At 48.3% G+C, this 14,963-nt stretch carries 12 protein-coding genes; 2 read left to right on the top strand and 10 right to left on the bottom strand.

Annotated elements, in window-relative coordinates:
* Nucleotides 1-151 precede the first annotated feature (151 nt).
* From folE to DWU89_RS16375, 5 genes are all read right to left on the bottom strand, one after another.
* The gene (gene folE / locus DWU89_RS16395; RefSeq protein WP_115500712.1) at nucleotides 152-745 is read right to left on the bottom strand and encodes a GTP cyclohydrolase I FolE; all 594 of its coding nucleotides are present in this window, start codon (nucleotides 743-745) and stop codon (nucleotides 152-154) included.
* Between the two features lies 1 nt (nucleotide 746).
* Complete coding sequence (locus DWU89_RS16390) at nucleotides 747-1,238, bottom strand: SPOR domain-containing protein (RefSeq protein ID WP_115500711.1); 492 nt, start codon at nucleotides 1,236-1,238, stop codon at nucleotides 747-749.
* Between the two features lie 107 nt (nucleotides 1,239-1,345).
* On the bottom strand, nucleotides 1,346-2,104 hold the full coding sequence (gene tpiA / locus DWU89_RS16385) for a triose-phosphate isomerase (protein ID WP_115500710.1): 759 nt from the start codon (nucleotides 2,102-2,104) through the stop codon (nucleotides 1,346-1,348).
* A 31-nt stretch (nucleotides 2,105-2,135) separates the two neighbouring features.
* Nucleotides 2,136-3,410, bottom strand: coding sequence for a BT_3928 family protein (locus DWU89_RS16380; protein WP_115500709.1), 1,275 nt, complete (start codon nucleotides 3,408-3,410; stop codon nucleotides 2,136-2,138).
* Nucleotides 3,411-3,556: 146 nt separating this feature from the next.
* Nucleotides 3,557-4,129 carry a DUF1599 domain-containing protein gene (locus DWU89_RS16375; RefSeq protein WP_115500708.1) on the bottom strand — a complete coding sequence of 191 codons (573 nt, stop codon included), beginning with the start codon at nucleotides 4,127-4,129 and terminating at the stop codon, nucleotides 3,557-3,559.
* 158 nt (nucleotides 4,130-4,287) lie between these two features.
* On the opposite strand from DWU89_RS16375, the gene DWU89_RS16370 reads away from it, so the two are divergent.
* Complete coding sequence (locus tag DWU89_RS16370) at nucleotides 4,288-5,970, top strand: helix-turn-helix domain-containing protein (RefSeq protein WP_147292136.1); 1,683 nt, start codon at nucleotides 4,288-4,290, stop codon at nucleotides 5,968-5,970.
* Nucleotides 5,971-6,019: 49 nt separating this feature from the next.
* Here the strand turns inward: DWU89_RS16370 and DWU89_RS16365 are convergent, their stop codons facing one another.
* The 5 genes from DWU89_RS16365 to DWU89_RS16345 form a co-directional block, all read right to left on the bottom strand.
* Complete coding sequence (locus DWU89_RS16365) at nucleotides 6,020-6,922, bottom strand: fimbrillin family protein (protein ID WP_115500706.1); 903 nt, start codon at nucleotides 6,920-6,922, stop codon at nucleotides 6,020-6,022.
* Nucleotides 6,923-7,062: 140 nt separating this feature from the next.
* Nucleotides 7,063-7,971, bottom strand: coding sequence for a fimbrillin family protein (locus DWU89_RS16360; protein WP_115500705.1), 909 nt, complete (start codon nucleotides 7,969-7,971; stop codon nucleotides 7,063-7,065).
* A 55-nt stretch (nucleotides 7,972-8,026) separates the two neighbouring features.
* Entirely contained in the window at nucleotides 8,027-8,938 is a 912-nt protein-coding gene (locus DWU89_RS16355; protein WP_115500704.1) for a DUF5119 domain-containing protein, read from the bottom strand.
* Between the two features lie 126 nt (nucleotides 8,939-9,064).
* Nucleotides 9,065-9,916, bottom strand: a complete 852-nt coding sequence (locus DWU89_RS16350; RefSeq protein ID WP_115500703.1) for a helix-turn-helix domain-containing protein — start codon at nucleotides 9,914-9,916, stop codon at nucleotides 9,065-9,067.
* 12 nt (nucleotides 9,917-9,928) lie between these two features.
* Nucleotides 9,929-11,452 carry a glycoside hydrolase family 10 protein gene (locus DWU89_RS16345; RefSeq protein ID WP_115500702.1) on the bottom strand — a complete coding sequence of 508 codons (1,524 nt, stop codon included), beginning with the start codon at nucleotides 11,450-11,452 and terminating at the stop codon, nucleotides 9,929-9,931.
* Nucleotides 11,453-11,718: 266 nt separating this feature from the next.
* Between DWU89_RS16345 and DWU89_RS16340 the strand changes: the two genes are divergently transcribed.
* A complete protein-coding gene (locus tag DWU89_RS16340) occupies nucleotides 11,719-14,949 on the top strand; it encodes a glycosyl hydrolase (RefSeq protein WP_115500701.1) in 3,231 nt (1,076 codons plus the stop codon).
* Nucleotides 14,950-14,963: the final 14 nt, after the last annotated feature.

The following is a 14,963-nucleotide window of genomic DNA, read 5'->3' as shown; positions in this document are numbered from 1 at the left end:
GTATATTTTCGATTGTGTCGCTTTTCTTTACACATTTTTATTTTCTAATTGTGTAAACTTTTTTCCGTACAAGTCAGGGATAAGATTAAGACGGCATAAAACCGTATTTACATGCCGGCTCACGGAAATCAGGTGCCGACCGGAGGGACGGCTACCGGTTATGTTTGATCAGATTCATGAACTCTTCGCGCGTCTTGGCTTGCTGGAAGAATCCCGTAAAGTCGGAAGTGGTGGTCAGGGAGTTCTGTTTCTCGACGCCGCGCATCTGCATGCACATGTGCTGGGCTTCGATGACAACCATGACGCCAAGCGGGTCGAGCGTTTCCTGGATGCATTCTTTGATCTGCATCGTCAGGCGTTCCTGAATCTGAAGACGGCGGGCGAAGATATCCACGACACGGGGAATCTTGCTCAATCCTGTGATATATTTTTTAGGGATATAGGCGACATGGGCTTTCCCGAAGAAGGGCAGCATATGATGTTCGCAAAGGGAAAAGAAGTCGATGTCCTTCACAATGACCATCTGCTTGTAGTCTTCCTCCTTGAACATGGCGCCGCGGAGCACGGCTGCCGGGTCTTCCTGATAGCCTTTTGTCAGGAACTGCATGGCTTTGGCAACGCGCTCGGGAGTTTTCAACAGGCCTTCGCGGTCCACGTCTTCGCCAAGCAGGCTGATAATACTTTTATAGTGTCCGGCCAACTCTTCGCGGGCCTGCAAAGTCTTAGCGTTTACTTCTTCACTCATTTCAATTCAATGGGATTTTGACTTCTTCCTTTACGATGTACATCTCTTTCTTGTAGGCGGGGAATGCATCCATCAACAGACGTTGCATATGGTAAGCCTCTTCGTGCGAACGGAAATCGCCGACACGCACGCGCCAGAACGGAGCGTTATAGGTCACGTAGGTCGGGACATCGGGGAAAAGCTCATTAATTTCTTTTTCTTTCCGGAACGCCTCGTCTTTGGATTTACGCTGGTTGTTGCCGGAAAACACTTGTGTACGATAGCCTTGTATCTTCAAAAAGGCCGTACTGTCGGTCTTCTCTACACCTTCGCCATGCAAACGTTTGCCCATCATCGTGCGAAGAGCATCCGGCTGGCGTACCACAACAGTTCCTTTTCCCGGAACCTTTTCCTGCAGGGCATCGACAATAGTCACCGCCGATCCGTCACCACCGGTCTGGGCGGACAGGGCGGACGCGCCGAGCAACATACATAAAGATAGGATACGTTTCATGTTAATTGAAAGTTGAAAATTGAAAATTGAAAATTAAAAGGAGACAGAGCCCCAATCGGCTGAAAGCCGAAACAACTTTCAATTTTCAATTTTCAATTCTTAATTTATTAGTTGAACGCCTCAATAATCGGCATGAACTTATCAACAGCCAAAGATGCGCCGCCGATCAGACCACCGTCTACGTTCGGTTTGGAGAACAATTCTTTTGCGTTGCCTGCGTTGCAGCTACCACCGTAAAGGATTGTGCAGTTGTCAGCGATTTCCTGGCCATATTTAGCAGCCAATGTAGCGCGGATATGCGCGTGGATCTCTTCAGCCTGGTCGGAAGAAGCGGTTTTGCCTGTACCGATAGCCCAAACCGGTTCGTAAGCTAATACGATCTTAGCGAAGTCTTCAGCAGACAGGTCGAACAGAGAGCCCTTGATCTGAGCGTCTACCACTTCGAAATGCTTGCCGGCTTCTCTTTCTTCCAGCACTTCACCGATACAGAAGATCGGAGTCAGGCCGTTAGCTAAAGCCAATTCAACTTTTGTTTTCAGGATTTCCGGAGTTTCGTGATAGTAAGCGCGTCTTTCAGAGTGGCCTAAGATCACATATTTTGCACCTGTGGAAGCAACCATAGCGGCAGAAACTTCACCAGTGTAAGCACCTTTTTCCTTGTCGGCGCAGTTTTCAGCAGCAACACCGATCTTGTCAGTATCGATAGCGGCAGCAACGCTTGCCAAGTGAGTGAACGGAGTACCGATGATCACATCGCAGTTGATTGTTTTACCTTTAAGAGCTTCGTCTAAACCTTTTGCCAAAGCAAGACCTTCAGGAAGGGTAGTGTTCATCTTCCAGTTTCCTGCAACAATATTCTTTCTCATGACTTAATTAATTAAATATGTAATACAATAGTTATTTCTTTTCTTTGCGTCTGCGCCGGAAGCGCAACAGGTCGTACACCCAAACAAGCAGCAAAGGTACGGTAAAAGTCAATAAGTTGGTTGCGAGCGCAACATCTTCTTTACTTTTTATACGCTGCCCGTCCAGGCAGCCGTCCATCACCGCTTTCACATCTTCTTCCGCCGGGATGTCGTTGTAATGCCATTTGCCCAGTATCGTGCCGTCTTTCAACAGCACCAGTCCGGGATTGGAACGGATGATTGTCTTGAGCAACACCTCGTCCGCCATCCGGTAAGGATATTCGGCGCCGGTATTGTCGCTCCACGTATCGATTGCCTCCGGCGATGAGCCGGTTACGCAGTAAAACGGTATGTTGTGTTCAAGCGCATAGTCATACACGCTGTTGATCTCGTCCATCCGTTCGTCGTCGGCATCTTCCAGTTTCGGGGAGATCAGGAGGAGAACCGGACCGGGATTGCGGATGATTTCATCCGTCACGTCCTCGCCTTCGCCGTTATAGATGTTAAAGCCGGCAACGGGCGTTTCATATCCTTTCCGGATCAGTTCGGTTTTCGACTCTACGAACGTCCAGCTACTGTCGTTTGCCGGATAGTCTTCGAGCGAGAACTCTTTCTTCACCCCGTCTTTCTCATAGACGAACGAATACTTATATTCATCCTCGGGAGCGCCGTCGGGTATCTCCATCAACTGCGGGATATTCGCGCCGACCTTATAAGGGCGGAAATCGATTACCGGCAGGTGGTTGTAGTTATAATAAGCGAAACCTACCCCGAACAGGTAGGCATAGAGGGCGACAAACCAATAAGCGCGGTAAGTAAAACACTGGAACAGCCGTTGGTTATAAATAAACACGGTAACGGCCGCAGCAGAAAGGACAATGTTTTTATAGAATGTCTCCCAATTCGTAATGACCAGCGCATCGCCGAAGCATCCGCAATCCGACACCGGATCGAAAAGGGCCAGATACAGGGTGAGCGGCGTCATAAACGCCATAAACACCAGCACGAGGAAAGAAACATACCGCCGGTACACGCCTAACAGCATACAGACACCTAATGCAAACTCGATAGCCGAGAGGTTGAAAGACAGCAATACCGTAAAAGGCTGTAACTTGTCCAGTCCGAAGGAAGTCAGATAATCACCTATCTTGATCGCCCCTCCCACCGGATCGACCGCCTTGACAAAGCCGGAGAAGATAAACACGACTCCGATCAGCAGGCGGCAGAGTTCTGCCAATATCTTTATAACGGTATTTTTACTTTTCATTTGTCTCTTATTTTTTAAGTACAGGTGTGTGCGTTCTATTCACTGCGTCTGTGTCCTGGCGGGCTTGACCCGCCATCTCATCCTAATCACTGTAAATCCGTTTAGGATGAGGTTGCGGGTCAAGCCCGCAATGACACGCTAAAGCATTAGAACTTATTTTTGACGCACCCTTCTTCTTCTTCACCATATTCAAGTTTTATCAGTCCGAACAGGGCGTAGTTGATCATATCCATATAGTTGGCATCGATGCCTTCGGAGACGATCGTCTTGCCGCCGTGGCTCTCGATCTGCTTCGTACGATAGAGCTTCATCAGAATCAGGTCCGTGTAGGAACTGATACGCATACCGCGCCACGCCTCATCGTAATCATGGTTCTTGGCATACATCAGTTCTTTGGTTTCCGTGATGTACTGGTCGTACAAGGCAAGCGCCTCTTCATTGCTCATATCGGTCGTATCGGCAAATCCCTTTGCCAACTGTATCAGCCCGATCACACCATAATTGACGATTGCCACGAACTCCGGACGGATGCCTTCGTCCACCATGCTCACGCCTTTTATTTCGAGGCTGCGGATCCGGTTTGCCTTAATAAATATCTGGTCGGTCACCGACTGCGGACGCATAATGCGCCACGACGGACCGTAATCTTTCAACTTCTTTTCAAACAACTCCCGGCACTGGGATATCACTTTTTCAAATTGTTCCTTCGTATCTGCCATGCTTTCTTATCATTAACGCAGCAACAAAGATACAGATAAATCCATACCTGACCAAAAGAGAACCGACTTTAACCGTCTGTAGCATATTTATGGAAGAGTTGTTTATACAAGTAAAGTTTCTTAGCTTTGTGGAAACATTTTTTCAAACAGACACTTCCATGAACAGGTACGTTTCCGCGATAACGGGTTATATCTTACTATTCTTCGTCCTCCTGTCAGGCGCATGCACGGCGCCATCGGACCGCGACCTGCTCGACCGGGCGGAAAGCTGCCTGCCGGAGAACCCGGACAGTACGCTCCTTCTCCTCAAACAGATCCGTTTCCCCGAACGGCTGACGGGAAAAGAGCTGGCCGATTATTGGTATCTGCACGCAACGGGACGCCGTAACACAGACCGCTCATATGTGACCGACTCGCTGTTGCAGATGTCTATCGACTACTACGCCGCCGTCCCCGACTCCGCCCGCTTGCGTGATTGTTACCGCTTAGAGGCACAACGGCAGGAGTGGCTGAAACAGTTCGACCGGGCGGATGCCTTCTACCGCCGTGCCATCGAAGTCTGTCCGCACGACCAGCAGAACCATATTCCGGCCCTATACAGCAAACTTATCCTGTTGTACAACGACCATATCAATCCGAAAAACTATCCGCTTGCCCGGCAGTATGCCCACAAGCTGCTATCCATAACCACCGATCCGGAATGGCGGGCGGATACATACTACGAATTAGCCGCCAGCTACAACTTCGAGGGACTGCACCCGGATTCGGCTGTTTATTATACCTACAAATGCCTGGAACTGGTTTACCAAATGCCCTTGCAGCAACGTCCTTTCTATTTGAGTAACTGTGCCAATATGATCGGGCTGGATGCCCACGAAGCATTGAGACTGTCCGACGAAGCAATCGCCATCAATCCCGAACGCTATTTATTTTCCAGCACCAGCACGAAAGGTTATATTTATTTAGCGATGGGCAAACCGGACTCTGCCCTGCTATGTTACCAAAAGGCAGCGGAGGCCTATAAAAAAGAAGTTATCCGGATAAAGGAAGACTACCCGACCGCCCATAACTCACTCAGCACTTTATATGCAGCGACCAGCTACGCCCTGTCGCCCAAAGACATCCGGACAAAAGAGTTTATCTACAACGACTCGATCAACACAGCATCCTTCCGCCAGCGACTGATCAACAGCGAGCACGTCCAGAACCAGCAGGTTCTTCTGGAAAAGCAATATACGCTCAACCTGCATCAGCAGCAACTCAAACTATTGCTGACCGGAATCCTCTGTGCCGTTATCTTGGCAGGCGGTATCCTGTATCTCTACATCCGCAACCGCAGGCAACGCTGGGTAGCTTCCGAAGAAAAAGCCGAAGCATTAGAGCACCTGTTGAACGAAGCCCGGAAGAATATGGCTGAAGAACCGGCTGCCGATGGAGCATTCTTCCGCCGCATCCTGCTGAAACAATTGGGATTGATCCGCCTGCTTGCCTCCTCGCCGACCAGCGCCAACCAGGAACTCCTCCGGCAAATAGCGAATCCGGGAGAGGGAACAGAAAAGGGCAACCGCCTGTTGATATGGGAAGAGCTTTATCCGATTATCGACGCGTCTTATAACGGTTTCTATACGAAACTGACCAACCGTTACGGCGAGTTGCTGAACGAGAAAGAGATTCAGCTTTGCTGCCTGTTATGCGCCGGCTTCACCACGAAGGAAATCAATGTCGTCACCGGACAGGGCATATCGACCATCTACCACCGCAAGATAGATATCCGCCGTAAACTCGACCTGGACGAGACGAAGGGACTCGCAGACTTCATCCAGTCTGTATATTCAGCTTGATTGCAAAAGGCCTGCCGGTTGTCTGAAGGGAAGAAATGCCCGGCTGTTATTAAAAGTAAACCGTTTCGTTACTTGAACCGCCCTCTTCCCAGGGATTGATGCTACCGGAGAGGTGGATGTCTTTGGCCTGTAGCGTAAATTCGTATGTCTGTTTTTTGCCGGCTTCGAATGCTTTGGTGGATTCGATGCGGTAGTCTTTATCGCTTATGCGGACAATAAAGACGGGTTTGGCAACCGGGTAGAGCAGGCAATCGGTTGTGATTGTCTTTTGCGTCGGGCCGATCTCGATGTTCTGGCTTTTGACAAAGGTATAGTTGCTTTCGGTGGCCGCTTGTGTCAGCTTGCCTGTTTGTATGTCGAGTTGTATAACGGGTGAATAGCCTGCGAGGGAAATACTTTGCAGGATCATCGTTTCTTTGATATCGTCGGCTTTCTCAAATTTGACCGTGATAGCCGAGAGTAAATGGTTGAAGGCGAGGTTTACCGTCTCCGCACTTGTGGCTTTGCTCCGGTTCAGGACGGGAGTCGCCCACATAATATCTTCTTGTTTGTTTAGATCGAACGGAATACTTCCGGGTGTATTGGTTCCCGATTGGGTATAAGGATAATAGGCGTAGAAATTAAGCAGGGTGTCGGGATTGATGGGATAATGGCCGTCCACAGAGGCGATTAATTCGCTGCTTCCTACCTGCTGAGTATAAAGAGTGTTTGTCAAATCCTTGCGCAGCGTGGTGTTCACACTTCCGTCACTTTTATGATGCCCCCAGGAAAAGACTCCGATCTGGGAATTGTCGGGAAGGGTGGCGTCGGTGATAATGGCTTTGGTGGTGAGGGTTTGGATGCGGGTGGAGAAATGGATAGGATCACTTATCTCTGTTGGGATGACACTTGTGCTTTCTGTACAACCTAAACAGCAGATAAAGAGGGATAAATAGTAAATTGATTTCCGCATAAACCTGTGAATTTTTTTATAGAATTTAAGTGAGCAAAAAGAGTATACCAAAGGAACCTTGTTCACGTGTCAAGCGCGTGAACAAGGTGCTTTTGATATACTTGGGAGAACTTTTGATCCCCTTTCCTTATAAGTTGGAATTATTCTATTCTTCCTGATCCTGTTCCTGTTGTATCCCACGCTGTTAATCCGGCTTCAGCTGAAACTGTTTTTCCAGAAAATGTTAGAGTTATTTTGTAAGAAGTTCCTGCTTTAGTCTTGTTATCAGTCTCAGTTGTAACTATTGAAATATTTTCATATGTGGTAGAACCTGCTACTATAGTAAGCGTCATATCCGCGCCTGCTTGTACCATTACAGCTTCTCCTGCTGATTGAGCTGTTCCGTTAGGAGTGATAGTACCATTATATACTGTAATATCATTTCCTGCTGCAAGAGATTCAAAAGTTAATGCAGAGGGGTTTGTCAAATCTAATTTTGCTTTCCTATTGGTGCCCTTTAATATGATAGATGTAATATATCCACCTGTGTAACCAGCATCTGATAGCACCTCGAAAGTTAATTGAGTGAGTAAATGGTTAAATGTGAATTCACCAAATTGTTCTCCAACTTTTTTATTCCCATTTTGTGACGCTGTAGACATTATATCCATATCCGCATTTGCTGGTATTTCAAAAGAAACTTCGTTAGCAGTTCTTGTAATATTTTCTGTTGGATAATATCCAACAAGAGTTGTATTTGAACCATCATTATTGTAATAATGAGCTTGGGGTGTAGTAAAATTACTTTCTGTAAAAGATATTTTTTTATCTGAACCAATAGTGGCATACCAGTCTTCATCAAAAGTTGTTGAACCCTTTTTTGCAAAATTAACTTTTGTATTGTCCCATGCTGTAACTGCTGCTTTCGTCTCAACACCAACAACCCCCGCATTCAGTTTTATCTCCACCTTATCCTGCTTTCCGCCAGTCACATCGTCTATCGGATCATTTTCACTTGAACAACTAACCATTGCTGCCATAGCAAGCATACCAAATAATAGATTCTTCATAATTATAAATTTTTAAATTGTTATACCCTATAATCGTTAATTAAATATTCGTTGTCTATTCGATAATTAAACTATCACCGGATGTTACCTTCCACCGGTTGATTGTTACTGTGAAATTGGGACCGGGGGTGACGTCGGCTTCTATCGCGATGTCTATGTCTTGCCCTTCGGTCTCGTTGAGGGATGTACCTAAGTCGATCGTTGAAGAACTGCTACTCCCGTCGGATAAGGTAAAGTCTAATGTTACCTCGTGGGTCGGAGTCGTACCCGGCTGCTCTTCGCCTTCTCCTTTTTCTTTCGGTTTTCCCAACATCAGAATGTTTGCACTGACTCCTTCCTCCGAAGGGGTGGTTTCAAAAGTCCGGTCTGCCTTTGCGTCTGCCACAACCTCCTGTTTACTGAGGTTGATAGCGCTCGACAGGCCACTGATAGTTCCTTTACAGCCCGTTATATGTTCCATTCCTTCCACCTTCACTGTGATGGAGAGGTTGCGGACCAGAGGTTCGGGCTTGAATTCGATCAATTCGTTGCTGCCTCTTTTTACCTCTAACTCTTCGACTACGATTCCGTACAGGGGAATCGTCCCGCTCTGTATCCCGTCGGCAGCTTTCGTTGTTACAAGATACGCTTCGGCAGTGTCGAAGTTGTTCGTATTCCTGAAAGCAATATTTGCCGCATCACAATTAAAGATCAAAAGCTTGTAACGGGCGGGCGGCAAGGCGAAACGCAACCGGTCCGCATCATTATCCATTTGGATCATCGATCCTCCGTCCATCGGATAAAAACAGTATCGAAGCTTTTCCGGAGCGGGGAACCCTTTCAACAGCTTATCCCATTTAAAGGAGTATTCTATGTTTCCCTGCTCATTCTGCTCCGGTGTGTCATTTGTGCTACACTTAACCAGTGTGACGATGATGCAGCAGACCATAAAAGCGATTCCTGTTTCTAAATACTTCCGAATGTCCATTTGGCTCAATAGTGATTGATAATCAAAACTTGCTTTCTGTTATGATGCAAATGTACAGGGATTATAGACCGGCAGAATTGTTTTTTCTGACCAAAGAGTTGCAAAACTTGCAACAAATGTTGATTTTTATGCGTTTTCGCCTCTTTCGTTGCGAATAGCGCGTGGAGATTTGCCGAAATTGGCCCGGCAGAAGTGGGAAAAGTTCGATAATGACTCGAAACCGTACTTATAGCAGATTTCAGAGATACTGATATCGGTAGTGGTCAAATCACTTTGTATATCCTGGCATTTCTTCTTGAGCATCCACTGGTAAGCCGGTTCGCCGAAAGTGTCTTTGAATAGACGGCGAAAAGTGGGGGTACAGTACCCCCCTAATTGAGCAAAAGACTCCACGTCTTTTGCTTTCAGGTAATTTTGCATGACAAAATAGCGGAATGTTTTACTATACCTATATATAGGTGCATAAAAAGCCGCTATTTCTTTGATGGTATAATAGCAATTGAGCAGGAAATACAATTCCGTCCGTTTGGCCTCAAGAAGCTCCGCACACAGAAGTTCATTGTTGAGGTACATTTTCAACCCGTTGATGAAAAGGCGCAGGGGAAAACACATATCCATCACGATGGGTTGCATGGGGGTTTCTTTTGCCAGCTCCAATCCCCGGTTATAGCGATCGGTGCAAATATTTTTCGGAGTCTCAAACAGGTAAAGGATGCATTCCGTCGCTTCCAGTATCCGAAATTCCACACGCGAACCGATCGGCTGCATGATGAACTGTCCGTCATGGAATATGGTTCCCGGATGTTCTTCGCTGTTGACCTGCACGCGCCCGCTCACCAGAAAATAGATCGTATTCTGCGAACACCGTTCCTTCGGGAGTATCATTCCCTTGATGTAAGAACGGTATTTGAACAGTTGCTTCTGGTAATGGGAACAAGAAGAACAGTCAGTATATTTCTGACAAATAAAATCAGACATGTGTGCCCGGATTTAGAGTTTGACCTTTTTGCTTTTACCCTGGTTCTCGTTATGGAAACGGTCTACGGCTGTCACGACATAGCGGTATTTGCGTTTTCCGTTGTCGTAAGGCAACAGGTAACCTGTTTCCCGCGTGATAGCGACTATCTTTGACGGATCGCTCAAGTTGACCGGTTCTTTATCTTCAAAACGATAGATGACGAAATAACTTGCCAGTTCCGGGTTGGTTTTACTCTGTTCGGCCTGCCAACGCAGCAGGTAGCCTTGTGCCGTCCATTCCGTTTTCAGCTTCCGGACTTCCTGGGGAGCGCGGTTGTGCATATGCGTATAAGCCGGGATCAGCGCCGGGTAACGGTGGTAGTTCCGCTTCAGGCTGTCGGCCACGCCTTGGTTATTCCACAGGATTTCGTTTGCCGGCCAGAAACAGTTTCCGCTGACATGAGGCAGGGCACGCTCGTAACGCATCTTGCGCGTCAGCTGTCCGGCTTTCATGGTACGGGCAACATCCTGTCCGATGTACAGATGTCCGCCGTTGGCGTTCTTATCCCACCATTTAATAAGGGTGATATAGTCGGCTGCCGAATGCCTGATTTCCCAATATATCTGTGGAATGTTATAATCGATCCAGCCCTCTTTCACCCAACGTGTGACGTCGGCATACAGGTCGTCGTAGTTTTGCAGGCCGTTTGTGTCGCTGCCCGAACCGTCGGGAGTGCTCTTTTTATTACGATAGATGCCGAACGGGCTGATGCCGAAGCGCACCCAGGGTTTGGCCAACAGGATGGTACGTTTGATTTCGCGTATCAGCGTGTTCACATTCTCCCTCCGCCAATCGCCGCGTTGTGCAGCCGTATAGCCCTTGTTCAGACCATATTTCCGGAAACTCTTATCATCCGGGAAAGGCATACCGGCCGCCGGATAAGGATAGAAATAGTCATCCATATGGATAGCATCGACATCATAACGGCTTACGATATCGCGCACGACACGGCAGATAAACTGCCGGCTTTCCGGCAATCCCGGGTCAAAAAGGATTTGTTTATTATAGGTCACGAACCATTCGGGATGCTTATTATATATATGTGAATCGGCAAAACGGGTATTTCCGGCTGTGCTTGCCCGATACGGATTCAGCCAGGCATGAAACTCCATATTCCGCTTATGGCATTCTTCGATCAGGAAAGCCATCACATCAAAGTTCCCGGCCGGTGCAAGCCCTTGCTGTCCAGTATAGAAGCGGCTCCAGGGCTCGATATCCGATTTATAGAAAGCGTCGGCCTCGGGGCGCACCTGGAAGACGATGGCGTTGATTCCGCATTTTTGCAGGTAGTTGAGCTTGCGGACAAAGTCTTTCCGCATCTGTGCAGGAGTCATATCCTTATATTCTCCCTGAAATGCGGTCTGTATCCAGGCTCCGCGGAACTCCCGCTTCGCCTCTTTACCTGTCGGTTGTTGTGGTATTTGTTGTGTCGTCTTACAAGATGTCACCGCACAAAGCAGTGCTATCAAGAACCAATGAAGGTGTTTTGTTATCATGAATGTCTATTGAGTTTGAGATTCCTTGCTATTTATTGTCCCTACAATCAGGGACAAAGATAATAAAAGTTTAAAAGCAGGGAAATGACTGGCTATTTCTTTTCGCTGATTAATTATCAAAATGTAATTACGATTCCACGGATTTGTCGATTTCAGGGAATCATCATTCAAAAAAGCATTTTTGAAAAGATATAAATCAATATAGAAAACAGGGGCACTGATAATCTTGCTACTTTTACCTCCGGAATCTTAAAAAAGAACAGACCATGAGAAAACCTCTGCTTAAAACATTGCTTTGCCTTTCGCTTTTAGTTCCCGCTATGGGAAGTGCCCAGGATAAAAGTACGCTCGAGAGCGGTTTTGTGAATCCGTCGGAAAAGGTGCAGACTTCCGTATATTGGTATTGGATTTCGGGGAATATCTCGGAAGAAGGAGTGAGAAAAGACTTGTATTCGATGAAGGAGGCCGGAATTAACCGGGCTTTTATCGGGAATATCGGGTTAGACGAGATTAAAACGCCTTATAAGACAGTTCCTTTCGGTAGTGAGGAATGGTGGAAAGTGCTTCATGCCGCCTTGAAAACAGCAACCGAACTGGGCATAGAGATCGGTATTTTCAACTCGCCCGGTTGGAGCCAGTCCGGTGGCCCTTGGGTGAAACCGGAACAGGCGATGCGCTACCTAACCTCGGTGAAGGCGGAAGTGAGCGGCGGCAAACAGGTCGAAGTCATTTTGGCGAAACCCGATAAAGACTTTCAGGATGTGAAGGTGATCGCTTTCCCTTCTGTCAGCAAGAATACCGCCCGGCTGTCCGCTTCAAACACGAAAGTATCTTCCTCTCCTGCCCTGCAAAACCTTTCCGGATTGTTGGACGGAGATAAGGAGACGGCTTTGCTTTTTACAGAGAAAAACGATCAGCCCGTCACAATCGACTTTCAGGCGGATAAGCCGTTTACCCTGCGCAGTGTTCAGATCTATCCGGCTCACCATCCCATTCAAAGCACAGCACGGCTGCAGGTGAAGGAGAATAACAGTTTCCGGACGATAGCCGAATTTAAGATAGACCGCTTCAATGCCAACCCGAATGTGGGTTTTGATCCCTATGCACCGGTCGTGGTGTCTGTCCCGGCAACAACCGCCGGCGAGTTTCGTCTGGAATTGAACGGAATTGCACCCGGAAGCGGTTTGAGCGAGGTGGTCTTTTCTTCCTGCCCGGCTGTGGAACGCTATCCGGAAAAGACATTGGCCAAGATGTTCCAAACACCGCTCCCCTACTGGCACGAATATCAGTGGCCGGTACAGCCGGAAGCTGACGATCCATCCCTGACGGTCGATCCGGACCAGGTATTGGATATATCCTCCTGCCTGCAAGGCGACCGCCTGGTCTGGAAAGCTCCGGCAGGCGATTGGACGATCTTGCGCACGGGTATGTTGCCGACAGGCGTCACGAACAGCCCTGCCGATCCCGAAGCGACCGGGCTGGAAACAGACAAAATGAGCCGCAAACATATAGAAACACACTTTGAGGCCTATATGGGCGAAATATACCGCCGTATCCCGGCTGAAGACCGCAAGTGCTGGAAAGTTGTCGTGCAGGACAGCTACGAGACAGGCGGACAAAACTTTACGGATGATTTCCTGCGTGAATTCCAGGAGCGCTACGGCTACGATCCACTGCCTTTCCTCCCTGTTTATGAAGGCTACGTGGTTAAGAGCCAGGATCAGTCCGACCGCTTTCTCTGGGATCTTCGCCGGCTGATTGCAGATAAGATCGCTTATGATTATGTAGGCGGTTTGCGTGATGTCTGCCATAAGTATGGCCTGACGACCTGGTTGGAGAACTATGGGCATTGGGGATTCCCCGGTGAGTTCCTGCAATACGGCGGGCAGTCGGATGAGATCGGCGGCGAGTTCTGGAGCTTCGGCGATTTAGGAAATATCGAAAACCGCGCCGCTTCATCCTGCGGGCATATATATGGGAAGCAGAAAATTTCTGCCGAATCCTTTACAAGCGGAGGAACGCCTTTCAGCTGTTATCCGGCTATGATGAAGCAACGGGGTGACCGTTTCTTTACGGAAGGGATCAACAATACATTGCTGCATGTCTATATCTCGCAACCAACGGAAGAGCGAGAGCCGGGCGTAAATGCCTGGTTCAGCAGCGAATTTAACAGGCTGAACACCTGGTATCCGCAAATGGACCTGTTCACTTCCTATCTGAAACGCGTCAACTATATGCTGCAACAAGGATTGAACATAGCCGATGTTGCCTATTTTATCGGGGAAGATGCGCCCAAGATGACCGGAATCACTGAACCAGAATTACCCAAAGGTTACCAGTTCGACTATATCAATGCCGAAGTCATAGAGCGTGATCTCTTTGTCAAAGACGGCTTGCTGACATTGCCTCACGGCACCCAATACCGCATCTTAGTACTTCCCGAACTGGAAACGATGCGTCCCGAACTACTTGCCAAAATAAAGAAACTGATTGAAGACGGCGCCGTCGTCATGGGACCTGCTCCACTGCGTTCGCCCAGTATGCAAGACTACGGAAAGGCAGACCGGCAAGTTAAAACGATGGCTGGCGAGCTTTGGGGCGGTCTGGACGGACAAAACGTGAAAGCGGTCAAAAGAGGGAAAGGAGAATTGCTGTACGGGATGAACATGGCAGAGGCGTTGCAACACATCGGATGTGTGCACGACTGCGGAGTGCCGGCAGAGGCGCCTGTCCTCTACGGACACCGTTCGGCAGGAGATACGGAGATCTATTTTATCTCCAACCAGAAAGAGGAGACGATAGAGATCAGTCCCGAACTGCGCGTTCGTTCACGGCAACCCGAATTATGGGATGCGATGACAGGCCGCGTCCGGACGCTTCCGGCTTACCGGCAGACAGCTACAGGAACAGTTGTTCCGCTAAAACTGCACCCCTATGAAAGTGCTTTCATTGTCTTCCGCCAACCGGCACAGAAACCGGAAGGAACGGATTTGCTGCTCAACTATCCGGCTCCGCAAACCCTTGTCCGGTTAGATGCTCCCTGGAAAGTGTCTTTCGAGCCAAAGCGTCGTGGACCGGCCACGCCCCAGACCTTTACACGGCTGGAAGATATCACCAAAAACGAGAACTTTGACATCAGCCATTATTCCGGTACGATCTGGTACGAAACGGATTTCGCCTTGAAGAAGAAACCGGACGGGAATTTATATCTGAACCTGAACGACGTCGGCGTCATGGCCAAAGTTAAGATCAACGGACAATATGCCGGTGGTGTCTGGACGGCTCCTTACCGGGTGAATATCACGGACCTGGTGAAGAAAGGTAAAAACAAAGTCGAAGTGGAAGTCGTCACCACCTGGATGAACCGCCTGATCGGCGACAGCGGATTGCCGCAGCAGGAACGGAAAACCTGGACGCCCTGTAATATCTGGAAACCGACCGACGCTTTGCAGAAATCCGGTCTGATCGGTCCGGTTTGTATAGAAAGTGTGAATTGATTGTTTCCGAATGT

The organism is Parabacteroides acidifaciens (genome assembly GCF_003363715.1).
Classification (GTDB): domain Bacteria; phylum Bacteroidota; class Bacteroidia; order Bacteroidales; family Tannerellaceae; genus Parabacteroides; species Parabacteroides acidifaciens.
This window is presented reverse-complemented; position numbering and strand designations above follow the sequence as displayed.

Coding starts and splice junctions, on each gene's coding strand:
- folE (WP_115500712.1), bottom strand. CDS start 745: ATGAGTGAAGAAGTAAACGCTAAGACTTTGCAGGCCCGCGAAGAGTTG.
- DWU89_RS16390 (WP_115500711.1), bottom strand. CDS start 1,238: ATGAAACGTATCCTATCTTTATGTATGTTGCTCGGCGCGTCCGCCCTG.
- tpiA (WP_115500710.1), bottom strand. CDS start 2,104: ATGAGAAAGAATATTGTTGCAGGAAACTGGAAGATGAACACTACCCTT.
- DWU89_RS16380 (WP_115500709.1), bottom strand. CDS start 3,410: ATGAAAAGTAAAAATACCGTTATAAAGATATTGGCAGAACTCTGCCGC.
- DWU89_RS16375 (WP_115500708.1), bottom strand. CDS start 4,129: ATGGCAGATACGAAGGAACAATTTGAAAAAGTGATATCCCAGTGCCGG.
- DWU89_RS16370 (WP_147292136.1), top strand. CDS start 4,288: ATGAACAGGTACGTTTCCGCGATAACGGGTTATATCTTACTATTCTTC.
- DWU89_RS16365 (WP_115500706.1), bottom strand. CDS start 6,922: ATGCGGAAATCAATTTACTATTTATCCCTCTTTATCTGCTGTTTAGGT.
- DWU89_RS16360 (WP_115500705.1), bottom strand. CDS start 7,971: ATGAAGAATCTATTATTTGGTATGCTTGCTATGGCAGCAATGGTTAGT.
- DWU89_RS16355 (WP_115500704.1), bottom strand. CDS start 8,938: ATGGACATTCGGAAGTATTTAGAAACAGGAATCGCTTTTATGGTCTGC.
- DWU89_RS16350 (WP_115500703.1), bottom strand. CDS start 9,916: ATGTCTGATTTTATTTGTCAGAAATATACTGACTGTTCTTCTTGTTCC.
- DWU89_RS16345 (WP_115500702.1), bottom strand. CDS start 11,452: ATGATAACAAAACACCTTCATTGGTTCTTGATAGCACTGCTTTGTGCG.
- DWU89_RS16340 (WP_115500701.1), top strand. CDS start 11,719: ATGAGAAAACCTCTGCTTAAAACATTGCTTTGCCTTTCGCTTTTAGTT.